This is a genomic window from Mesobacillus maritimus (genome assembly GCF_044803185.1).
GTDB lineage: Bacteria > Bacillota > Bacilli > Bacillales > Cytobacillaceae > Mesobacillus_B > Mesobacillus_B maritimus_B.
In genome coordinates this window covers 563328-585450 of record NZ_CP085225.1, presented here as the reverse complement: position 1 = coordinate 585450, position 22123 = coordinate 563328, and the positions used below count along the sequence as shown (strand labels likewise).

The 22123-nt window shown below is 39.5% G+C and carries 21 protein-coding genes; 9 read left to right on the top strand and 12 right to left on the bottom strand.

Translation table 11 applies throughout. The features are described from left to right. Window positions 1-219: 219 nt before the first annotated feature. The gene (gene bcp, locus LG336_RS02825; protein WP_404331061.1) at window positions 220-690 is read right to left on the bottom strand and encodes a thioredoxin-dependent thiol peroxidase; all 471 of its coding nucleotides are present in this window, start codon (window positions 688-690) and stop codon (window positions 220-222) included. Between the two features lie 80 nt (window positions 691-770). Beyond that, window positions 771-1193 carry an ion channel gene (locus LG336_RS02820; protein WP_404331060.1) on the bottom strand — a complete coding sequence of 141 codons (423 nt, stop codon included), beginning with the start codon at window positions 1191-1193 and terminating at the stop codon, window positions 771-773. Window positions 1194-1370: 177 nt separating this feature from the next. Between LG336_RS02820 and LG336_RS02815 the strand changes: the two genes are divergently transcribed. The 3 genes from LG336_RS02815 (at window position 1371) to LG336_RS02805 (ending at window position 8831) form a co-directional block, all read left to right on the top strand. Continuing rightward, window positions 1371-2666, top strand: coding sequence for a glutamate-1-semialdehyde 2,1-aminomutase (locus LG336_RS02815; RefSeq protein ID WP_404331059.1), 1296 nt, complete (start codon window positions 1371-1373; stop codon window positions 2664-2666). 368 nt (window positions 2667-3034) lie between these two features. Next, window positions 3035-7498 (top strand): glutamate synthase-related protein, encoded by a 4464-nt coding sequence (locus LG336_RS02810; protein ID WP_404331058.1) that lies wholly within the window; start codon window positions 3035-3037, stop codon window positions 7496-7498. Between the two features lie 250 nt (window positions 7499-7748). Next, on the top strand, window positions 7749-8831 hold the full coding sequence (locus LG336_RS02805; RefSeq protein WP_404331057.1) for an aromatic acid exporter family protein: 1083 nt from the start codon (window positions 7749-7751) through the stop codon (window positions 8829-8831). Window positions 8832-9024: 193 nt separating this feature from the next. On the opposite strand, the gene LG336_RS02800 is transcribed toward LG336_RS02805, so the two are convergent. The 5 genes from LG336_RS02800 to fabL all read right to left on the bottom strand — a co-directional run bounded on the left by LG336_RS02800 (window position 9025) and on the right by fabL (window position 13886). Then, the gene (locus tag LG336_RS02800) at window positions 9025-10773 is read right to left on the bottom strand and encodes an ABC transporter ATP-binding protein (RefSeq protein ID WP_404331056.1); all 1749 of its coding nucleotides are present in this window, start codon (window positions 10771-10773) and stop codon (window positions 9025-9027) included. A gap of 78 nt (window positions 10774-10851) precedes the next feature. Then, complete coding sequence (locus LG336_RS02795) at window positions 10852-11382, bottom strand: DUF402 domain-containing protein (protein WP_404331055.1); 531 nt, start codon at window positions 11380-11382, stop codon at window positions 10852-10854. Between the two features lie 192 nt (window positions 11383-11574). Then, entirely contained in the window at window positions 11575-11829 is a 255-nt protein-coding gene (locus tag LG336_RS02790) for a YgaB family protein (RefSeq protein ID WP_404331054.1), read from the bottom strand. A 903-nt stretch (window positions 11830-12732) separates the two neighbouring features. Then, the gene (locus LG336_RS02785) at window positions 12733-13038 is read right to left on the bottom strand and encodes a gamma-type small acid-soluble spore protein (protein ID WP_404333083.1); all 306 of its coding nucleotides are present in this window, start codon (window positions 13036-13038) and stop codon (window positions 12733-12735) included. A gap of 98 nt (window positions 13039-13136) precedes the next feature. Next, window positions 13137-13886 (bottom strand): enoyl-[acyl-carrier-protein] reductase FabL, encoded by a 750-nt coding sequence (gene fabL, locus LG336_RS02780; protein ID WP_404333082.1) that lies wholly within the window; start codon window positions 13884-13886, stop codon window positions 13137-13139. 114 nt (window positions 13887-14000) lie between these two features. Between fabL and LG336_RS02775 the strand changes: the two genes are divergently transcribed. After that, window positions 14001-14225, top strand: a complete 225-nt coding sequence (locus LG336_RS02775) for a hypothetical protein (RefSeq protein WP_404331053.1) — start codon at window positions 14001-14003, stop codon at window positions 14223-14225. A 280-nt stretch (window positions 14226-14505) separates the two neighbouring features. Here the strand turns inward: LG336_RS02775 and mutY are convergent, their stop codons facing one another. Further along, complete coding sequence (gene mutY / locus LG336_RS02770) at window positions 14506-15567, bottom strand: A/G-specific adenine glycosylase (protein ID WP_404333081.1); 1062 nt, start codon at window positions 15565-15567, stop codon at window positions 14506-14508. A 194-nt stretch (window positions 15568-15761) separates the two neighbouring features. Between mutY and LG336_RS02765 the strand changes: the two genes are divergently transcribed. After that, window positions 15762-16742, top strand: coding sequence for a metal-dependent hydrolase (locus tag LG336_RS02765; protein WP_404331052.1), 981 nt, complete (start codon window positions 15762-15764; stop codon window positions 16740-16742). 38 nt (window positions 16743-16780) lie between these two features. On the opposite strand, the gene LG336_RS02760 is transcribed toward LG336_RS02765, so the two are convergent. Beyond that, complete coding sequence (locus LG336_RS02760; RefSeq protein WP_404331051.1) at window positions 16781-17047, bottom strand: YfhJ family protein; 267 nt, start codon at window positions 17045-17047, stop codon at window positions 16781-16783. A gap of 109 nt (window positions 17048-17156) precedes the next feature. On the opposite strand from LG336_RS02760, the gene LG336_RS02755 reads away from it, so the two are divergent. After that, window positions 17157-17327: a small, acid-soluble spore protein K gene (locus LG336_RS02755; RefSeq protein ID WP_404331050.1), complete on the top strand. Its 171-nt coding sequence runs from the start codon at window positions 17157-17159 to the stop codon at window positions 17325-17327. Window positions 17328-17351: 24 nt separating this feature from the next. On the opposite strand, the gene LG336_RS02750 is transcribed toward LG336_RS02755, so the two are convergent. Further along, the gene (locus LG336_RS02750; protein WP_404333080.1) at window positions 17352-17684 is read right to left on the bottom strand and encodes a YfhH family protein; all 333 of its coding nucleotides are present in this window, start codon (window positions 17682-17684) and stop codon (window positions 17352-17354) included. A gap of 67 nt (window positions 17685-17751) precedes the next feature. Then, entirely contained in the window at window positions 17752-18579 is an 828-nt protein-coding gene (gene recX / locus LG336_RS02745; RefSeq protein ID WP_404331049.1) for a recombination regulator RecX, read from the bottom strand. 101 nt (window positions 18580-18680) lie between these two features. On the opposite strand from recX, the gene LG336_RS02740 reads away from it, so the two are divergent. The 3 genes from LG336_RS02740 to LG336_RS02730 all read left to right on the top strand — a co-directional run bounded on the left by LG336_RS02740 (window position 18681) and on the right by LG336_RS02730 (window position 20126). Then, window positions 18681-19589: a TIGR01777 family oxidoreductase gene (locus LG336_RS02740; protein WP_404331048.1), complete on the top strand. Its 909-nt coding sequence runs from the start codon at window positions 18681-18683 to the stop codon at window positions 19587-19589. Window positions 19590-19654: 65 nt separating this feature from the next. Further along, window positions 19655-19783: a YfhE family protein gene (locus LG336_RS02735; protein ID WP_221874246.1), complete on the top strand. Its 129-nt coding sequence runs from the start codon at window positions 19655-19657 to the stop codon at window positions 19781-19783. A gap of 157 nt (window positions 19784-19940) precedes the next feature. Then, complete coding sequence (locus tag LG336_RS02730; RefSeq protein ID WP_404331047.1) at window positions 19941-20126, top strand: YfhD family protein; 186 nt, start codon at window positions 19941-19943, stop codon at window positions 20124-20126. 777 nt (window positions 20127-20903) lie between these two features. Here LG336_RS02730 and LG336_RS02725 read toward each other — a convergent pair. Beyond that, window positions 20904-22118, bottom strand: a complete 1215-nt coding sequence (locus LG336_RS02725) for an MFS transporter (protein WP_404331046.1) — start codon at window positions 22116-22118, stop codon at window positions 20904-20906. Between the last annotated feature and the right edge of the window lie 5 nt (window positions 22119-22123).

Genomic DNA, 22123 nt, shown 5'->3' with positions numbered 1-22123 from the left:
AATACTCAAAGGCTCACCTTTTAATAATGCCCATAATGAACTACAAGATTCCAACAAATCGTCTAATAATTCATGCCTATTTGAAGTCAGATATTTTTACATAAAAAGACCGAGCCATGGTGGCTCGGTAATATCAATTGAGGAGGTATGCCCTAATATAATGTATTCACTTCTACTGTAAATGAATGGACAAATGCCTCTTAACTAAAAAATAGGCGATTATTGCAAATATTCCTTTATATAGTTTAACGCTTCCTCCACATGACCCTTTACTTTGACTTTTCGGTATTCCTTTACCAACTTCCCAGTCTTATCAATGATAAAAGTAGAACGTTCAATACCCATGTATTCTTTCCCAAAGTTCTTTTTTAACTTCCAAACATCATATGCCTCAGCTGTTTTGTGATCCTCATCTGCTAATAAGAGAAAAGGTAATCCATGTTTTTCAATAAACTTCTTATGACGACTAACGGGATCGGGACTAACTCCTAGAACGATTGCATTAAGTCCTTCAAAACTTTCGTGTTGGTCCCGGAAATCACATGCCTCAGTCGTACACCCCGGCGTCATATCTTTTGGATAAAAATATAGGACAACATTTTTCCCGCGAAAATCCGAAAGATTTACCTTTTCACCATTACTTGCTTCTAATTCAAAATCTGGTGCTGCTTCATTTATAACCATTACCATTCTTCCCCCTCCTACAGGCTTATTTAGAATAAGCCTATCCTATACGGAGAGTTAAATTCAATGGATTGATAGTAGGAAAATTAAATTTTACGGTCAAAAACGGTCCTTGCTACAAATGCAGTCGGAATGGTATAGCCTACAAGTGCTTCTAACACAGCAATAAACCTTCCGATTCCAACAGGCGCAATATCCCCATAACCAACAGAAAAAAGCGTAACCGCACTAAAATAGATACAAGTCTCTAGTTTTGAGATTGTACTAATCGCTTCTGTTGTGCTTGTACTTTTGGTATACTCCCCTTCAACTAAAACGGGGTGTCCCTCAGAACCTAATAAGAAATAAATTAAGCCGAACCCAATCATAACGGTCGCATAGATAATGGCCAGAATAAAAAAATTCTCAACCGACATCTTTTTCCCTTTAATTTTATCTGGAATAAAAAGCTCCCTTAAACTTAGCACAATACAAAGGATAATGATGATGATTGATAAATAAAAACCCATATCCCTGCCCCATTTCCCCTGCTTCTCTTTTCATCTATACGCACGCAGGAAGGGTTCTATGCAGACAAGTCCTCTAAAAATGAAAAACCCACATCATACGCAATAAACCCTAGATTCTTTAACTAATGAAGAATTGTGCTAAAATGGTATCGGCATTTAAGTTTAGGAGGCTGGCATATGGAAAGACCAAATTCTGAAAGAATACATAAGGAAGCACTTGAGCATATCGTAGGTGGAGTGAATAGCCCTTCTCGTTCTTATAAGGCGGTAGGCGGTGGAGCACCAGTGGTAATGGAACGTGGTTTAGGGGCCTATTTTTGGGATGTTGATGGCAATCAGTATATTGATTATCTAGCAGCCTATGGCCCAATTATTACAGGTCATGCACACCCACATATTACAAATGCAATTAAAAAAGCAGCCGAAACAGGGGTTTTATATGGCACCCCTACATCTCACGAGGTTAAATTTGCAAAGATGTTAAAAGAGGCAATTCCTTCACTAGACAAAGTACGATTCGTCAATTCTGGAACAGAAGCAGTAATGACAACAATAAGAGTGGCTAGAGCCTACACCGGGAGAGATAAGATCATTAAATTTGCTGGCTGTTATCATGGTCATTCTGACTTGGTATTGGTTGCAGCTGGCTCAGGACCTTCTACACTAGGAATCCCCGACTCTGCAGGAGTTCCGAAAAGTATAGCCCAAGAAGTCATCACCGTCCCGTTTAATGACATCGAGCCATTCAGAGAGGCTCTCAGCAAATGGGGAGATGAAATCGCTGCAGTTCTCGTCGAACCAATAGTAGGCAATTTCGGGATTGTTGAACCGAAACCTGGATTCCTTGAACAGGTTAACGACCTAACTCATCAGGCAGGTGCCCTCGTCATTTACGATGAGGTTATCACTGCATTTCGTTTTATGTACGGCGGTGCCCAGGATTTATTAGGAGTAAAACCTGATTTAACAGCTTTCGGAAAAATTATTGGTGGCGGCCTTCCAATTGGTGCTTATGGTGGAAGTGCAGCTATTATGGAAACAGTCGCTCCCCTAGGTCCTGCTTATCAAGCAGGAACAATGGCAGGAAACCCTGCTTCCATTCTCTCAGGCATTGCCTGTCTAGAGGTGTTAAAACAAGATGGTGTCTATGAGTATCTCGATCAATTAGGTGCCTTACTTGAGAAAGGTATTTCTGAATCCGCCAAAAAGCACGATATTCCAATAACAATTAACCGTTTGAAAGGTGCTCTAACTGTTTATTTCTCCACTGAGAAAATAGTAAATTACGAACAAGCTGAAAACACTGATGGAGAAATGTTTGCTCGATTTTTTAAGTTGATGCTAAACCAAGGTATCAATTTAGCCCCTTCAAAATATGAGGCTTGGTTTATCACGATTGCTCACACAGAAGAGGACATTGAGGCTACCCTTCACGCAGTTGATAATGCATTTTACTCACTAGCGAACGAATAAATATACAGGATTTTATGCAAAAACAGGAGCCTATAATGACTCCTGTTTTTCTTTTTTAGCATTATGAACGTTTTTATATCAATAACAGAATGAATCAATCTAAAATAGAGAACGATTCCTCCATCCATTTTTTTGCATAATTAATTGATATCTGAAAATTCGCATGGTAGAATAAGTTTACTTGTGGTTGCGGTATTTATTTATTGATTATTTAATTTCTGCTAATAAGCTGGCATTTCACCAATTGGTTCTGACTTATTTTAAAGCTAATTCCCCAGTTTTGCCCTTCTTTCGTTAGGTAATCTTACACACTATTTTTTCAGGAGGTGAACCGGCTAAAAGGAATCCCCTTTATAAAGCCGACATATATGACAGAAAAATGGAGTCCATCCTTATTCAAAGAATTTCACCGTCAGGAACATGACGCCTGCGGAATTATCGCAAGCGTAGAAAAGAAAAAAATCCCTACCCGCGAAAACATTTTCCACTGTATTGATGGTCTAACAACAATGAATCACCGTGCAGGGTTCATTAATGGCGAAGGAGACGGTGTAGGAATTCATATTGATATTCCCCGCGATCTTTGGAAAGAAAAGTTGACTGAAGTAGGAGTTGACTCTTCAGCCGTTGAACAAGATAACTTTGTCGTCGGACATGTATTTATTTCACGTGAAATCGATTTTAAATCAGTAAAATCAGAGTTAACTACTAAACTTAAAAAAGCTGAACTACAGGTTATTTTTGAAACAACTGAGGTGACAAACTCCTCTGCACTGGGACCCATTGCTATTCAGGAAAATCCAGTATTCTGGCAATTCGCCTGTCTTGCTAAGGATTCAGGAAGCGATCTTTCAAAAACATTGTTTAATACAATAATAGACTTTGAGACAAATGACCAAGTTCATGTTGCTTCATTGAGCCAGCACCATGCTGTATATAAGGTTATGGGCGCTGGGGATATCCTGCCAAAGTATTATCAGGATTTAGCAAGCCCGATTGTTGCCTCAACAATGACTCTTGGACACAACCGTTATTCAACTAATACTCTATCAAGCTTCTTTAGAGTACAACCATTTAGTGTCCTTGGACATAACGGTGAGATCAATACAATTGCAAAGCTTCGTGACGAAGCGAAGATGGTTAATGTTCCACTCGTGAACAATGGAAGTGACTCACAGGATTTGAGCAGAACATTAGAAACATTCATTTCACGCGATGGGTACACTCTCTTTGAAGCAATGGACTTAATGTTCCCGCCAATTATTAATGAGATCAAGGCTTATCCTAAACACTTACAAGATTTATATACTTATCTTCGTGAAGCATGGGGACATTTTGCACAAGGGCCTGCCGGAATTATTTCACGCTTTGGTGATGAAGCAGTATTTAGTGTGGACGCACTAGGTCTACGCCCTCTATGGATGGTTAATATAGAAGATTCCTATTTATTCTCTTCTGAGCCTGGAGTTGTACCTGCTACTGATTATGTAGGTGAGCCTAAACCATTAGCTCCAGGTGAAAAAGTTGGTCTAAAATGGGATGGAGATGCAATCAAGGTTTATGAACAACGCGAATTCCAAGAAGAAGTATACAAGCGTTTTTCAAACAGAATTGAGTTTAACAATGCAAGCAACCGACTGGATACTCCTAAATTCGAAAAAACCATAACAATGAGCTACCCAGATAAAATCCATAACGGACAGTACAAAGCATTCGGTTGGGAACGTGACCATGTTCAGCTTATTGAACAAATGGCGGAAAAAGGCGTTGAACCTATTCGCTCATTAGGTCATGACTCCCCACTTGCTGCACTAAACAAGGGAAGACGAAATATCCCTGATTTTATCAAGGAAAGCGTAGCAGTTGTTACTAATCCAGCGATTGACCGTGATCGTGAAACTGAGCACTTTTCAACCAGAACGGTAATCGGTAAACGTCCTACTTTATTCAGAAAAGAAGAGGCAGCTAAAGTTTTAGAGCTTACTTCCCCACTCTTGATCGAAGGCAAGGCAGGATTTGGATGCGCAGAAACAATCGGTCAACCAAGTATGGACCAAGTTGTTAACTTCTATCAAGAGCAAGGGATTGTTGCCTATGTTGAAACGGTGTTCAACAAAGACGAAACCATTCAAGTTGCCCTTAAACGTTTAACCAATGAAGCAATCGATGCTGTTAACAATGGAAAATCTCTCATTATATTAGATGATGCAAAGGCACATCAGGATGGTTTATGGCTTGATCCACACCTAGTTACGTCAACAATTGACCATGAACTAGCAGAAGCTGGATTAAGAAGAGATTGTTCTCTATTACTTCGCTCAGCTTCTATTCGCTCGTTACATGACATCATTACTGCACTTGGATTAGGCGCCGATCTCATCAGCCCTTACTATATGTTTACAACGGTAATGGGTGACACAGATAAACCAGTAATTAACCTATACAGTGCGTTAACAAAAGGACTTGAAAAAGTTATTTCAACCATTGGAATACATGAACTTCGTGGTTATGGTCGCCTCTTTTCTTCGATCGGGTTAAACGAGGAACTAGCTGATTATTTAAATATTGTTAACTTCTTTGGTAGCAAAGACCTTAAATTTAACTTCGAGCTCATGCAGGAAGATGCCGTTCTTCGTGCTGCCGATTACCAGAATGAGAAAGAGCGTATCGGAAAAACCTTTAGCCTGTTCCCACGTATTTGGAAAGCAATTGGCGAAGTTGCGTCAACAGGTGACTATAGTGCCTATCGGGATAAAATTTCCGAACAAGAAGAAACCAATCCGACAACCATTCGTCATTTAGCAAAATTAAAACAAACAAATTCAACTATTTCACCTGACGAAGTGGATATCAGTGTTGGCGAACATAGCTTGCCGTTTTTGATTTCCTCTATGTCATTTGGTTCTCAAAACGAAGTTGCTTTCCGTGCCTACGCAGAAGGTGCCGATCGATTAAATATGATTTCGTTGAATGGTGAAGGTGGCGAAATCAAAGATATGCTTGGTAAGTACCCTCGCACCCGTGGTCAGCAGGTTGCTTCCGGACGCTTCGGAGTCAACGCTGAACTCTTGAACTCTTCAAATCTCTTAGAGATTAAAATTGGTCAGGGGGCAAAACCAGGGGAAGGTGGACATTTACCAGGATCAAAGGTAACAGCAAAAATTGCGGAAGCAAGAAATGCGACGATCGGATCTGATTTAATTTCACCATCAAACAACCATGATATTTATTCAATTGAAGATTTAGCTCAAATGATTCATGAATTAAAAACAGGTAATGACAAAGCAAAAGTTGCGGTTAAAGTTCCTGTTGTCCCAAATATCGGAACGATTGCCGTTGGGATTGCCAAAGCCGGAGCTGATATTATCACCCTAAGTGGTTTTGATGGTGGTACTGGTGCGGCAAGAATTCACGCACTTCAAAATGTTGGTCTTCCTGTTGAAATTGGTGTAAAGGCGGCTCATAACGCCTTATTGGAGGCAGGTCTTCGTGATACAGTTGAATTATGGGCAGATGGTGGAATCAAGAGTGCACAAGACGCTTTCAAATTGATGTTACTTGGTGCTAACCGTATCGGTTTTGGAACCCTATCCATGTTGGCAATCGGCTGTACGACGTGCCGTGGATGTCATCTTGATACTTGCCATGTGGGAATTGCTACTCAGATTGATTCTGAAGCACAAGCCGAAGCACATGGACTACGTCGTTTCGTACCAAGACAGTTTGACCTAGCCGTTCAAGGGATCATGAATTTATTTACGGCTTTCGGTAATGAATTAAAAGCGCTAGCTGCTTCAGTTGGTGTCAAAAACATTCAAGATGTAGTTGGACGTTCTGACCTACTTGAGCAAGCGAAAGGCAATGAACAACTTGATTTGAGCTATCTCTTGAAGCCACTTGAAATTAGCCAGCTATATTACCAAGAAGCAGCTGCTTCCCTTGAATCTCACCAACTTCAGGTTGCTGTAGGAGCAGAATATCTTGATGCTGCAGATGAGGAGCTTCACCAGTCACGTGAATTTGGTAGTGTAAACTCTACACAAAGAGTATTAGCTAGCCGTGTAAGCTGCCATCGTGTTCGTGGAAGATTAGATGGGTCTTATAAGCAATTACAACCTATCTCATTGCGTTATAAGGATTCAATCCTCGGAAATGGACTTGGAGCTTATAACACAGAGGGCATTACAATTGAAGTTGATGGTGGCGGCCAAGATGGTGTTGGAAAAACATCGTTTGGAGGGAATATCCTCATCTTTAAATCAAAAGGGAAAAATGGTAAATTCTATAATGGTTCTGTCGGCAAAGGTTTCGGATATGGCGCTCAAAAAGGCCTCCTTGTTGCTCAAGGAAATGCGGATGCTCGTGCAGGTATTCGTCTTTCCGGTGCTGATATGATTATCGGTGGGTTAGTACGAAAGCCGATTTCAGAAAAGGAATTTGGCAATATCGGAGCCAATGCCAATATTAAAGGGTTTGCTTTCGAATACATGACAAATGGCCGTGGACTTGTCCTAGGTGACCCAGGTCCTTGGATCTGTGCTGGGATGACAGGCGGAGTAGTTTATCTCCGTCATCAGCCTGAAGTGGGATTAACCAAAGATGCGATTCAGCGTAGAATCGCCAAAGGTGCAAAGGTATCTGTAGAATCTCTAAATACTGATGGAAAAAAAGATGTTCAAGAGTTGCTTGGTCAATACATTGAGATGCTAAAAAACAACGGACAACAAGAAGAAGCGGATGAATTAACAGTATTGCTAGAAAACCCTGAACAGGCATTCGTTCAAGTTGTACCTGTTAAAGAGCAAGCTGATCCGTCCGTATCCACTGAGTGATTAGTAATTTTATAAAAGCAAAAAGAAAAGGCGGTCAATCACCGCCTTTTCTTTTTTTCACAAAATTACTAATTCTTCTCCATAAATTTCATAATTTTTATACTTGAAGTTCCTGCGAAACCCATGTATAGTTCAATATTGCTTAGCTTTGCACAAATCCGTATAAAGGATACATAAAGGGAATAGTATGGGTATGAATAAGATTAAGTCCCCTGTCTTTTTTACGAAACTAGAAAGGAAATATATATAAATGAAACTCGGAGCCCGAATATTTAAAACGGGAATAGCCATTGTTTTAGCTTTGTTTATTGCTCAAGTGTTAGAACTCCCTTCACCCGTATTTGCTGGAATTGCAGCGATATTTGCTGTCCAACCCACGATATACCGGTCCTATTTATCGGTTATTGAACAGGTCCAAGGAAATATTATCGGTGCAATCATTGCCGTTGTATTCGTTCTAATGCTCGGAAATAACTTTTTTATCATTGGTCTTGCTGCTATATTGCTTATTACCTTAAATCTTAAGCTCAAACTTGAAAATACAATATCCCTTTCTTTAGTTACCCTGATTGCCATTATGGTGACACCAGGAGATAATTTTATCGAGTTTGCTTTTATTCGATTTTCCGCGATTATCATCGGTGTAATTGCAGCTTTTATTGTCAATCTCATTTTTCTACCACCAAAATATGAATCGAAACTTTATCAGAAAAATGTAGGTTTAATGGAGGAAATAACGAAGTGGATCCGTATTAACACGCGACATGCCTCTGAACATCAGCTTTTAAAAGCAGACATTGAAAAAATGCGAGAAGGTATCATTAAGCTAGAGCACCTCTATATAATGTACAAAGAAGAACGGTCTTATTTTAAAAAAAACAGTTTAGGAAAGTCCCGTAAGCTTGTCATCTATAGACAAATGATTACGACCACCAAAAAGTCCTTGGACACACTAAAACGACTTCATCGCTATGAAAATGAAATTCATCATATGCCCGAAGCCTTTCAAGAAGCCATTCAACACCAGCTTGATTGTTTGATCAACCATCATGAACAAGTCATGTTGAAATATATTGGCAAAATTAAACCAGAGGCGACGGTTATGGAAGGCCATGACTGTCTAAATAAAAAAGGGTTGTTCGAACTCTTCCTTGCTCACCAAAAAGAAATGGACGATTCAAATAACCAGATTTTATATCACATGATGCAGCTTGTTTCGATTATTATGGAATACGGTGAGCAGGTGGAACACTTGGATACACTCATAACAAGCTTTCATTCTTACCATAAAGATGATCAACTAGTAATGGTTGAGTCAGCAACTGAAGACTAAAAAACAGCAGCTGAGAATAGCTGCTGTTTTTCATAGATAAAAAAAAAATCAGTTTAGACTTTCAGAATTGTCCAGCTCCAGCGGCTAGGGGCTCGGGGTCACAAGCCAATCCGCCAAGAAGGTTAAAAAGCAACCTTCTCGCCGGCTCGTCTTACGCCTGTCGCCCCTGAACGAGCCGCTTCCGCTTTTCTACTTAATTTTCAAGCTGTTGAACTTGGAACAGCTTATGATAGCCACCCTCGAAGTTCATTAATTCCTCATGGGTACCTACCTCAACAATTTTCCCATGCTCAATTAAAACAATCCGATCAGCATGCGTTATGGTTGAGAGGCGGTGAGCAACGATAAAGGTTGTCCGCTCCTTCGCAAGCTTCTCAAGTGCTTCTTGGATTAGGTGCTCACTTTCAAGATCTAACGCGGATGTTGCCTCATCAAGAATTAGGATTGGTGGATTCTTCAAGAAGACTCTAGCAATCGCTACGCGCTGCCTTTGCCCCCCTGATAGCTTAACTCCCCTCTCACCAACCTTCGTATCATACCCTTCTGGAAGAGCGGTTATAAACTCATGGGCATTTGCTGCTTTAGCGGCAGCAACTACTTCCTCATCGCTTGCCTCAGGATTGCCAAGAAGAATATTTGTTTTAACTGACTCGCTAAACAAAATATTATCTTGTAGAACCATACCGATTTTATCACGCAAAGATTGGGTTTTAAATGTACGGATGTCTTGCCCATCAAGCAAGATTCTCCCTTTCGTCGTATCGTAAAACCGAGGAATTAAACTAACAAAGGAAGATTTCCCGCCTCCACTCATGCCAACTAGAGCAATAGTTTCCCCTTTTTGCACATCTAAGTTAATATCTTTTAAAACATGTTCCCCATTTTCTTCATAGGCAAAACTTACCCCTTCAAAGCGAATATCACCATGAACCCTCTTTAACTCAACGGCATCCTTTGCATCGGTAATATCATATTTTTCATCCATAAACTCAAATACTCTGTCCATGGATGCAATTGATTGGGTAAGTGTCGTCGATGAGTTTACCAGTCGGCGCAATGGATTGTAGAGCTTGTCTATATACGCAATGAAAGCCATCATGGTTCCAATTGTAATATTTCCATTCACTGCCTGGTAGCCTGCATAGCCAATGACAATTAAAGGAGCTACATCTGTAATTGTATTAACAACTGCGAAGGCCTTAGCATTCCAACTTGTATGTTCCAAAGCCTTTTGCAAGAAGTTACTATTTTGCTTATCAAACTGTTTTTGTTCATGATCCTCAAGGGCAAAGCTTTTCACTAATGATATTCCCGCAACGCGTTCATGTAAATAGCTTTGTACCTCAGCAAGCGCCTGTGACCGAACTCTTGTCAGCTTGCGTAGATTTCCGAAGAAGTAACGAATTGAAAAAGCGTATAACGGAAATAACACCAAGGAAACAAATGTAAGTTTCACATCCATTGTAAACATGATACTCACAGCAATAATAATAGTCGCTACATCAAGCCAGAGATTCATTAATCCCGTGATGACAAAGGTCTTCGTTTGTTCAACATCATTGATGACCCTAGAAATAACCTCTCCAGCTCTCGTATTCGAATAATACTTAAAACTAAGCTTTTGAAGATGGCTAAATAACTTATCACGGATATCATATAAAATCCTACTAGCTGTCCACTGGGCAAAATATTGGCGATAATATTCAATAGGTGGACGTAAAATGACGAATATAATAATCATGATGCCCATTACGGTTAACAACTTACTCGATTTGTCCGTTGTGGATAAGGCATCATTTTGAACTACATCATCAATGACAAATTTAATAAGTAGTGGGATTAGCAGGGGGATCGCAAACTTTAGAACTCCAATAATAATGGTTCCAACAATTTGCCAACGATAAGGTTTTACAAAATGTAGATATCTGTTTACACTGCCCAAGAAGATATTCCCCCTAAAATTACATTCTTTGTATCTAACATATAAAAACCTGTTGAGCGATTCAACAGGTTCTAGCGATTAACGTCTGTAAGTCAAATACCGCTCGTACCAAATATCAATAAAATCAGGCGCAAACGGACCTTTCCTTTGTCTGATCCAACGAATGAGCTTCTCTACATTAAATTTTAAAATCGTATCAATCACTTCAGGATATTGCATCTCTTGACGATGGCGTTCATACTCGTCTTCATCTAACAGATTAAATGTCATATCAGGGAACACCTTAATGTCCAGATCATAATCAATGTACTTCAAAGCCTCATCGTCATATATAAAAGGTGAACTTAGATTGCAATAATAGTACACTCCATCTTCTCGTATCATTCCAATTACATTAAACCAGTGCTGAGAATGAAAGTAACATATTGCAGGCTCTCTGGTAATCCACGTTCTTCCATCTGACTCCGTTACGATGGTCCGATCATTACCACCTATCACAAGGTTCTGCGTTCCCTTTAAGACAGTTGTCTCGTCCCAGACTCTATGGATGTGCCCATTATGTTTATAGCTATGTATTTGGACTGATTCACCTTCATTGGGTACGCCCATATCTTCTCCCCTACTTTCCTTTCTTGGAGCTTTTGCAACCTATCATGTATATGAATCAAAAAATAACCGACAAAAGGCAACAAAACGATTCCTTTTTGTTACTATTATAACGGTTAAGGTAAAAATTTAAAACAAAAGAGCCACCGATTTTCAAATAGGAGGCTCGATTCGTTGCTTAAAGTCCTAATTTTGTCAACGTATTACGATATTCATTTCTTGGTAAGAACGAATGACTTCCTCTGTTTGTTCCTCAAAAGTCCGATGAATATCCTGTAATTCTTCCTTCATCCTATCAATTTCTTCTCGGATTTCTATCAGCTCAGTATTCTGCCTTAATGTCACAAGCTGTTGTTCAATATGTTGGCAGCGTTCAAGTTCAGACTGCAAGTATAAAAGCTTATCCATTGTTTTCATTTGCATCGATACCAATTCATTAAACTGATCCATGGTCTGCCACCGCCTGTAATAAATTTTCTATTCTATGTATTCGAGATGAAACAAATACTTCCTTTGACTAGTTCTGTTAATCTTTGTCGAATGTAAGAAAAGCGGAAGCGCCCTGTTCAGCGGCGTATGGCCTGGAGCGCTCCAACTGAGATAAAGGAAACACGAAGAGCGGAGCGATTCGATGTTGACTTATCGTAGGGCGGAGAGCGAAGGACACTAGCCGCTAGGGCGCTGGAGCTGGACAACTAGAAAAGCGGAGGCGCCTTGATCAGGGGCGTCAGGCATAAGACGCCCCTGAATAGAAGGCGTTCTTTGCCTTCAATTCAGGGGTGACTTATGACCCGAGGGGCTAGGCACTGGAGCTGGACAAAAGAAAAGCGGAAGCGCCTCGGTCAGGCCCGACAGGCATTAAGAATCACTGCCTACACCAGTATGAAAGCTTCATGAAGCCTGTCTAAAGGATATAAAGCTTAGTTTGGGCCTTATGAACGCTTTATGGTGCCCATTTTAAAGAAATGAAGCTTCGTTTGGGCTTCATAAACGCTTCATGGTGCCCGTTTTAAAGAAATGAAGCTTGGTTTGGGCTTCATAAACGCTTCATGGTGCCCGTTTTAAAGAAATGAAGCTTGGTTTGGGCTTCATGAACGCTTCATGGTGCCCATTTTAAAGAAATGAAGCTTCGTTTGGGCTTCATGAACGCTTCATGGTGCCCGTTTTAAAGAAATGAAGCTTGGTTTGGGCTTCATGAACGCTTCATGGAGCCCGTTTTAAAGAAATGAAGCTTGGTTTGGGCTTCATGAATGAAAGTCACATGAAAAGAACTCTGGTGCACTTCAATAAAAATGTTCACCACCTAAAAAAGACACTCTCCCCAAAGGGAAAGTGTCTTTTTGTTAATCCTAATTATTGTTGGCCATTTTGTCCAGCATTTTGAGACTTTCTTGCCTCAGCTTGTTGGTTTTGGCGTCTTACCTCTTGTGCATTTGTTTCGCTCGCAAATTCAGTGCCAAATTGACCTGATTGGCCTTGCTGGCTACCACGTGAAGCTTGAGCATTTTGGCGTCTTACTTCTGCAGCATTTGTTTCACTAGCGAACTCAGTGCCAAATTGACCTGCACCTGCAGCTCCACCTTGAGAAGCTTGAGCGTTTTGTTGTCTTACTTGTTGAATGTTTGTACCAGATTGAGTTTGGTTTGGTCTGTTTGCCATCATTATCACCTCCACGAATATTAATGTAACCATCGAGATGTGGTGATATCCTAAAAAAAAATAAAATATTTTAGAATAATTTTATGAGGAATGGGACCCTACACAAGCAACGAAATTCCACCATCTACAATAATCGTTTGGCCGCGAATCATATCGGAGCCATCACCTAAAAGAAACATAACAGCATTGACAAGATCATCCGTTTCCACCATTTTTCCTGCAGGAGTTTTAGCTCTCGCATCTGCTAACATTTCTTCTCTGTTTGGAAAATGCGTTAGTGCATCTGTGTCTATAGCTCCCCCAGACACTGCATTCACTACAATATTTTTAGGCGAAAATTCTACTGCAAGGTAGCGAGTTAAAGCCTCCAATGCCGCTTTTGAGACTCCTACAGCTGTGTAATTTTCTAAATACCGTATAGATCCTAACGAACTAATACTCACGATTTTTCCCTTACCCGTACTCTCCATTAATTTTGCTGCTTGCTGTGCACAGAATAAAAGAGCTTTACTATTGATATTCATTGTCCAATCCCAATGCTTTTCTTCTAATTCCATCGCAGGTCTTTGTACACCTGAAGCTGCATTATTAACAAAGATGTCAAGTCTGCCGAATTCCTGTTTGATTTGTTCAAACATACTTTTAATTTTATCGACATCCCCAACATTTGCCTTCACAACTAACACTTTTCTGCCAAGTGCCTCAATTTCTGCGGCTGTCTCAATCGCTGCATTTTTACTACGAGCATAATTAATTACAATGTCATATCCTTCTTTGGCTAGCCTAAGAGCGATTGCTTTCCCAATTCCACGGCTACTCCCCGTTACTAGTGCAACTTTATTTGTCATCATACCAATTTCCCTTCAGTTTAATTTGGTTTTATTTTAGCTGTTATAGGTATATAAGACAATATAAGAACTCAAACTACCTTATAGTTAATTTCCTTAGAAAGGAAGAGGTTTATGTACGTTGGCAGAGATATGACTGAGTTGACCATGATGTCAAAAACAGAATGGAAGGATAGTGAACTCGCTTTTTTCCATCATTCTATGCAACAGGTTGTGCCTTACTTAAACGTAGAAGGACAATCCCTTCACAGACAGATTGTTGAAGAAATTGAAAGACGTGGCGGGTTGAAACGTAATGAGGCAGACTATACTCACGGTACAAGAGTAAGCTATGATTAATTAGATGTCCTTGAGAAGAATCTCAAGGACATTTCTCTTTTCAATCATCACCGAAGTGTTCTTGAGACAAGCTCTCATGGACAATTCTCGCTTCACTTTCCGCCGAAGTGTCCTTGAGACAAGCTCTCATGGACAATTCTCGCTTCACTTTCCGCCGAAGTGTCCTTGAGACCGGCTCTCATGGACAATACTCACTACAATGACCATCAAAATGTCCTTAAGGTTGCCTCCTTCAGAATTTGCGTGAAAGAGTTACCCTTGAACCTTCATTACAAACACTTTATACACCAAGATATTGTTTAATTATTTTTTGATGCGAAACCGGGAACGCATACTCTTCTAATTCTTCTGCTTTAACTAGCTTCAATCCTGGACCTTCTTGGATATCTCCATGCAATTCCCCTTTAAAGACATGAATATTCCAGATTAAGTGTGAAAAAACATGTTCAATCCTTCCTACCATGTCGCCTAAAGAAAGGTTGACTTGATACGTTTCATGGAAGTGATCCACAAACTGTTCCTTTTCACTTCTATATCCAAGGACTATTTCAGCACTTGGAAATTCCCATAGGTTCGCAAGTAATCCTGATTCAGGTCGCTTACGGATTAAAATTCGATTCTGCTTATCCTTTACTACCGCTACAACCATTTCAACTAGCCGTTGCTTTTTCTTTTTAGTTTTTACTGGTAATTCATTTTGGACTCCAGCTTCAAAGGCTTGGCAGTGGTCTCTAACGGGACATAATAAGCATGATGGGGATGTAGGAGTACAGATTAGCGCTCCCAGTTCCATTAAAGCCTGATTAAAGTAGGAAGGCTTTTCATGCGAAATTAAGCCTCTGACGGCTGTTTCAAAAATTTTTCTAGTGGAAGGTTTAGCGATATCGTCCCAAATCAACAAGATTCTCGAAAGGACACGCATCACATTCCCATCTACAGCCGGCTCAGGCTTCCCATAGGCAATACTTAGGATAGCCCCTGCAGTATAAGGACCTACCCCTTTCAGAGATGCAATTTCATTTGGGTCATCAGGTACTTGGCCAGCGTACTTTTCATGAACCTCCTTTACAGCACTTTGTAAATTTCGCACTCTTGAATAATACCCCAGACCTTCCCATGCCTTTAAAACTTGATCCTCATCGGCCTTAGCTAACACTTCAATGGATGGAAATTTTTCTAAAAATCTAGTAAAATAAGGTATAACCGTATCTACTCTTGTCTGTTGGAGCATGATTTCAGAAACCCATACTTTATAAGGGTCTTGATCTTTACGCCAAGGCAAATCACGCATCTCCATTTCAAACCAGTCAATTAAATCTGTTTGAAAGGATTCTATATCCATTTCCTCTACTATTTTCAAACTGTTGTTCGTCAATTTTAGGCCTCCACATGTTAAACATTCAAACTTTTTGGGAATATACTAATAACTGGACGTGCTAACGCTAATTTTTTTAACCCTATTAACGTAAACTATAAATTGCAACGTTACAAGGGAATAAATCTATATAATAATTTCCTGAAAAGGAGGGTTTTTCCTTGGATACAGGAACACATATTGTAATGGGCGTCGCTATTGGGGGTATCGCTACTCTTGACCCTGTAGTGACTGAGAGTTCTGTTACTGCAACAAGCGTCATTATCGCAACGATTGTTGGTTCACAAATACCAGATATTGATACTGTGCTAAAATTAAAAAATAATGCTGTTTATATAAGAAATCATCGCGGTATTACTCATTCCATTCCTGCGGTAATTCTCTGGCCAATGTTAATTGTAGGTACAATTTATTTATTTCAACCAGAAGTAAACTTGGCTCACTTATGGATGTGGACCCAATTAGCTGTTTTTCTTCATGTATTTGTCGATATTTTCAATGCCTATGGTACCCAAGCACTAAGACCGTTCTCCAGCAAGTGGCTTGCTTTAGGGATTATCAATACCTTCGATCCTTTTATTTTCATCTTACACGTTGCTGCGATTATTTTCTGGGTATTCGGAGCTTCACCAGGGTATCTATTCCTCGGAATGTACGCTGTGATTGTCGCCTACTATATACATCGGTTTGTATTAAAGCGAAAATTACTAAAGATTGTAAACGAGATGATTCCAGATGCATCTGAGGTGATTATTGCACCCACGATGAAGAACAGTGAATGGCGAATTGCCGTCATGAATGACCATCAATTTTTCGTTGGAAGGGCTAAAGGGTTAACAGTAAACATACTAGATCAATTTAATCGGGTTCCCGTTCCGGAGACGGCGGTGCTTACAGCCGCAATGGAAGACCATAATCTTGCTGCGTTTTTGTCTTTTTCACCTGTATACCGTTGGGAGATGGATGAATATGACGATCATTATGAAGTTCGGTTTATTGATCTAAGGTACCGTAGTAACGGTCATTATCCATTCGTAGCGGTTGTCAAACTTGATAACAATCTTGAGATACTTAGTTCTTATACTGGTTGGATTTATAGTGAAGAAAAACTCCAGAAAAAACTTGAAGTGATTCCGAATTGAAGAATAAAAGCGATGCTGCCTTAGCATCGCTTTTCTAATTAATTTAGTTCTTCATCCCGCTCTAAAAAGTGCTTGTACTTTGGATTTCTTGCAACGAATTCATGCAGCCTATCTCCATAATGTTGAATCCATTGGCGAACCACTTTTTCGGTCATTTCATTCCCCAGATATTCTCTTCCAGCCTTTGCTGAAGTCGTTTCAAAATCCTCCCACATAAGCTCCACCCATGTAAGAGCCTTTTGAAAGCTAATATGCTTATTTTTTTCTACTAATAGGTTCGCCAGTCTTTCATGATAATCATTCATTTGATTTTCCTCCTTGCAAATTTATCCGTGGCTAAAGGCACCATAAAAGATAAATACTATGAAAGCGTGTTGCTAAACGGCACGTAGAAAAACCCTCAAGGAGGCCGTTATGCGAAACAAAGCAAAGAATTTCCCTAATATGAATCACAATCGTTTCGAAGGAGAACCTCGTGCGAAAGCAGAATATGCATCAAGAAGAGCCGATGGCACGATTAATACCCATCCTCAAGAAAGAATGCGTGCTTCTACAAATAGAGAAAGCGATACCCCAGATTTTTAAACATTTTTATCGGGTAAAATCAGGTTATTCCTGGTTTTGCCTGATTTTTCCTAGCAAGCTAATGGGTAAAGCTTCTTCATTCTCTGGACTATTGATTCGGTGTCCCCATGCAAAAACACCGTTCATATAATTTATTTTAAAATAACTACCAGGATCGCCTTCAACCTCATAAATTTCTCCAGCTTTAAAATTCTCAGGGTTTAATAAGTAAGCCTTGGCCATTGCCATCTTTCGCTCAAGTACAGCATATTCATTAACCATACCTAGTTGTTCTGCTTTTCGAGCCTTCTCAGTAAGGGTTGCAATTTCTTGTTTCAATTCATGTTCAGTATATTGGCTATATCGTTTTTCCGGCATCATGTTTCACTCCCTGTCTCTGTCCTATGATAGCGAAATTACCATTATAAATAAAGGGAAAGCTCGTCTATTCAAGGAAGTCCTCTTCTCTCCCAGATAGTCCTTCCAGATATCGATTAATAAGATCTATAGAAAATCCTTTATTATATAGACCCTGCTTAATTTTCTGTTTATACTCAAAGCCAGTCAATTTTGAGTGTTTCCTTTGGAGCTTTTCTCCTTGAAAACGAAGAGCAGTTAGTTCCTCATCTACTTCCTTTTCTGTTACGCTATCCTCCATCACAAGTTGGATAACACTAAACGGATATCCCTTACGAATAAGAAATTGTTCAAGCTTTTGCTTTAGTATCCGTGAAGAATCTTTTCTATTTTTAATGACAAATTTACTAGCAAGCTGTTCGGCTTTTTCTACCTGCTTTTCAAAAGGATATTCCCGAATGGCATCATCCATTATTTTTTCATTAATCCCTTTTTCTTTGAGGCCTATTTTGACAACCTCTGGCCCTTTATCTGTTGTATTCATTTGAGTTCGAACAAATGCTTTTGCAAATTCATCATCATCCAAGAACTTATATTTATAAAGACGGTTTATCGCTTCCTGAATAATAGGAGTTGCTACCTCCTTTTTGGTTAAGTACTCTCTAACCTCTCCTTCAGATCTCATTCGATGAGCTAAATAGTGAAGGGCCAAATTATAAGCTTTACGGATGTCATCTTGATAAAGAATTTCTGTTACTGGTAAATCGTCAAGTTCCATCCCTTTTGTTAATTGGTATTTAATGAGGACGTCTTCATCTACGCTAAAAGCGTATTCTTCCCCCTTACCACTTTCCGAAAAAATACTATATCTATTTTTATTATTTTTTTGAACACTAATCTTTGTTATGACTGGCATTGTATCCACCTCTAAAATTAATTTACCATAAGTTGAAAGGATTTTGGGTACAGAAGGCGTACTGTATGATTAAGTGACAATTTCAAAAGGGATGTGGAGAAATGAAGATAGCAATTGCAGGCGGTACTGGTCTCATCGGCAAGGCTCTTGTTGATTATTTGCATAAAAATGGTCATGAAGTCATCATTCTTACTAGACAAACACAAAGCAACTCATCTTCAGGGAGTCCTCGTTACATCTCATGGCTTAATAAAGATAGCTCCTCAATAGTTGAAGAACTCACAGAAGTCGATGCTTTTATCAACCTTGCCGGCTCTACAATTAATACCCGGTGGACAGAAAAAGGAAAAGAACAAATTGTTGAAAGTCGCCTTCATGTAGTAGAAGAACTATACAGATTGATTCGCACCCTTACTGTAAAACCAAAGGTACTCATAAATGCAAGTGCAGTCGGCTTTTATGGTACTTCTGAGGAAGAAACCTTTACTGAAAGCTCCATAAAGCCTGGTACCGATTTTTTAGCGCAGACAGTTGTAAAATGGGAATCTGCAGTCAGAAAGATTGAAGATCTTGGAGTTAGAACGGTTTATTGCCGTTTCGGTGTTGTTTTAGATTCCAATGCCGGAGCCCTGCCTCAGATGGGATTGCCTTATCGCTTATTCATTGGAGGAACGATTGGCAATGGCAGGCAGTGGCTTTCGTGGATTCATATACAAGACATTGTAAGAGGCATAGTATTTGCTATCGAAAATAATGACGTAAGAGGTCCAGTTAATTTTACCGCACCTGAACCTGTACAAATGCAGGAGTTTGGCAAAACAATAGCAACTGTATTGAATCGCCCTCATTGGCTCCCTTTGCCCGGTTTCGCTCTTAAGTTGCTCCTCGGAGAGATGAGTTTACTGATATTAGAGGGACAAAGAGTGTTCCCTGAAGCATTACTCCATCATGGATTTTCGTTTCAATATCCACATCTATTTCCAGCACTTAAAGAAATTTATAAAAAATGATTCTTGTTTAATCCTTCCAATAATGGAAATACTGTTAAACGAAAACCATAGGAAGGGTGATAAGGATGGCAGATAAAAAGCGAAAAGAAAAACGAAGACATACATTATCAAGCATGCAAGAAGTAACCTATAGTCATGAATTTAGAGCCGCTGATAGGGCTGCAGGTTTTGCAAATAAGAAAAGAGATCAATAAATAAGCTTACTTTACATGATCGTTTTAACTAGCTCATTCTGAACCGAGCTAAACTTTTATTACCACTTATACCCCATAGTTTAATGCAAAAGCTAAGAGCACGGAAATGTTTTGAATTTCCGTGCTCTTTACTATTATTTGAAAGGGGTTTTCAAAAATGGGACGTTCACGTGGGCAAAGAAGTCGAGATAAAAACACAGCAAAATTACCTCAAGTGCCTAAAAATATGAAATCTGATGGATTAGATGTTGAGTTCGACCGAGACCTCGCTGACCACGAAGACCTCGAAGCAATGGCCCGTTCAAAAGCTGCAGATGCTCGAGTTAAAGGACGACAGCGTTAAAATGAACAAACCTAAAGCAGGATCTTTTGATCCTGCTTTTAGTAAGGGGGTAGGGGTTTTTCTATTATTAATTGGGAAAGGGTGGAAGTTTGTGAATCATTTCACTAACTTTCATGTACTAAATATACGTCATTTCCCCTACAAAGACAATAGTTTTCACAAAGTGTTCATAATAGTATTTTCTGCTGTTTATCCACATTTACCCACAACTTTGTGGATAATGTTAATAACTGTATGTAAATGCGCTTAGGTCAAAAGACTGAGGTGTGGATGAATTTCTGTGGATAATCATACGTTTCCTTGTGGACAATGTGAATAAGTCTGTGGAGTACTTGATAACTAGGGTTTTTAATTGTGTATAACTATTTAGGCGAGTTTTGCTATTGAGGACAACCTCAGCGGTGGGCCTAAGATTGGAGTTTTCAAGAAAATGGTACATAAATTTTATAAACTTATCCACAACCCAAAACTATATAACGTCTCAACCATTAGAAAAAGCGAACTACCAATGCAGTTCGCTTTTAGATATAGTAACTTGCAACTTCACAAGATGTATATGTGACTCTTTATAATAAACCGCCGCGGTACATTATATTCCACTTGATGATCTTTAACCTAAACGACGTAAGCCCTACCTCTCTTACATCCTTACGGCTCCGAAGCCGATCCAGTGTGAATAAGTTTTACAATATAAAAGTTATAAGCAGAATGCCATAAGTTTATTGCCATATTTCTTCCAATTAGTGAAGCTGAACCCTAATTATATAAAATTCCAACTTAAATGTCAACAACTTGTTTCTGTTTCTGTCTTTCTTCACTAAAACGACGTCCTTGAATAAGATAATAAAGTACAACACCAATTAAAATATATATCGAGCTGAACATATATAAAGTTCCTAAGCTAACTCTTGCCGCAGCTAAACCAACTAGAAATGACCCTAAACCAATTCCGATATCATAGATTGACAAGAAGGTTGCAGTGGCTACTGGTCTACGTTTAGGTTGAGCTACCGTAATCGCTATTGTTTGGAAGCTCGGGAATAAGGTTCCCCACCCCAAACCGGCAAATGCAGCTGCAACTAAGAATAGTATGGCTGAGTCTGCAATTCCTAAAATAAACATTCCAACGGCGAACAGAATGATGGCTGGATAGACAATCGCATTGGCACCAAGCAAATCATACCATTTACCCGTGTATGGTCTAGAAATGAGCAAGACAACCGCATACACGACAAAGAAGTAACTAGCAACATGACCAACTCCAATCTCAACTGCATAAATCGATACAAATGAAAGAATGGACGAATAGACGATAGCAAAAAAGGCTCCAGTAACAGCAATTGGAATCGCACTAAATTCAAAAAGCTCCTTAAAACGAAATGACCCCTTTACATGAACTTCTTTGTTGGTTTTGACTTGTTTTTTCGGAACGCTAATAAATAAACCTGCCATTAACCCGATGAATGCCGAAAGAACACCCATTAAGAGCATGGTCGATACTCCCCACTGTTGCATGGCGGTTAAGCCTAGAAAGGGTCCAGCAACCATCGCAAGGTTTGAGGATAAAACAAAGTACCCCATTCCTTCTCCCCTTCGCGAATCAGGTATAATTGCCGCAACAATTGAACCAGTTGCTGTTGTCGCCATTCCGAAACCGATTCCGTGGATAAATCTCGTCACCATTAACGCCCAAATCGTATCTACATTAAAATAAACAAGGGTAACTCCTGAAAAAATCAGTAAGGACACTAGCAGAATCATTCTTGCGCCAATTTTTTCTATCCAACGACCTGCAATCGGACGAATGATAATGGCGGATAATAAGAAAACCGTTGTCACAAGACCTGCTTCCGATTCTTTTCCATCCATTTCATTTAAAACATATACCGGCATGGTCACAAGTAAAAAATAGAACGTCATAAATAAAAAGAAATTACTGATTGAAACACTCATAAAATTTTTGGTCCAAAGTTTTGGTTGATGACTTTGCATGAAGC

Coding starts and splice junctions, on each gene's coding strand:
- recX (WP_404331049.1), bottom strand. CDS start 18,579: ATGCCAGTCATAACAAAGATTAGTGTTCAAAAAAATAATAAAAATAGA.
- LG336_RS02755 (WP_404331050.1), top strand. CDS start 17,157: ATGCGAAACAAAGCAAAGAATTTCCCTAATATGAATCACAATCGTTTC.
- LG336_RS02820 (WP_404331060.1), bottom strand. CDS start 1,193: ATGGGTTTTTATTTATCAATCATCATCATTATCCTTTGTATTGTGCTA.
- LG336_RS02725 (WP_404331046.1), bottom strand. CDS start 22,118: ATGCAAAGTCATCAACCAAAACTTTGGACCAAAAATTTTATGAGTGTT.
- LG336_RS02750 (WP_404333080.1), bottom strand. CDS start 17,684: ATGCCGGAAAAACGATATAGCCAATATACTGAACATGAATTGAAACAA.
- fabL (WP_404333082.1), bottom strand. CDS start 13,886: ATGACAAATAAAGTTGCACTAGTAACGGGGAGTAGCCGTGGAATTGGG.
- mutY (WP_404333081.1), bottom strand. CDS start 15,567: ATGGATATAGAATCCTTTCAAACAGATTTAATTGACTGGTTTGAAATG.
- LG336_RS02760 (WP_404331051.1), bottom strand. CDS start 17,047: ATGAATGATTATCATGAAAGACTGGCGAACCTATTAGTAGAAAAAAAT.
- LG336_RS02740 (WP_404331048.1), top strand. CDS start 18,681: ATGAAGATAGCAATTGCAGGCGGTACTGGTCTCATCGGCAAGGCTCTT.
- LG336_RS02805 (WP_404331057.1), top strand. CDS start 7,749: ATGAAACTCGGAGCCCGAATATTTAAAACGGGAATAGCCATTGTTTTA.
- bcp (WP_404331061.1), bottom strand. CDS start 690: ATGGTAATGGTTATAAATGAAGCAGCACCAGATTTTGAATTAGAAGCA.
- LG336_RS02810 (WP_404331058.1), top strand. CDS start 3,035: ATGACAGAAAAATGGAGTCCATCCTTATTCAAAGAATTTCACCGTCAG.
- LG336_RS02785 (WP_404333083.1), bottom strand. CDS start 13,038: ATGGCAAACAGACCAAACCAAACTCAATCTGGTACAAACATTCAACAA.
- LG336_RS02795 (WP_404331055.1), bottom strand. CDS start 11,382: ATGGGCGTACCCAATGAAGGTGAATCAGTCCAAATACATAGCTATAAA.
- LG336_RS02730 (WP_404331047.1), top strand. CDS start 19,941: ATGGGACGTTCACGTGGGCAAAGAAGTCGAGATAAAAACACAGCAAAA.
- LG336_RS02815 (WP_404331059.1), top strand. CDS start 1,371: ATGGAAAGACCAAATTCTGAAAGAATACATAAGGAAGCACTTGAGCAT.
- LG336_RS02775 (WP_404331053.1), top strand. CDS start 14,001: ATGTACGTTGGCAGAGATATGACTGAGTTGACCATGATGTCAAAAACA.
- LG336_RS02790 (WP_404331054.1), bottom strand. CDS start 11,829: ATGGATCAGTTTAATGAATTGGTATCGATGCAAATGAAAACAATGGAT.
- LG336_RS02735 (WP_221874246.1), top strand. CDS start 19,655: ATGGCAGATAAAAAGCGAAAAGAAAAACGAAGACATACATTATCAAGC.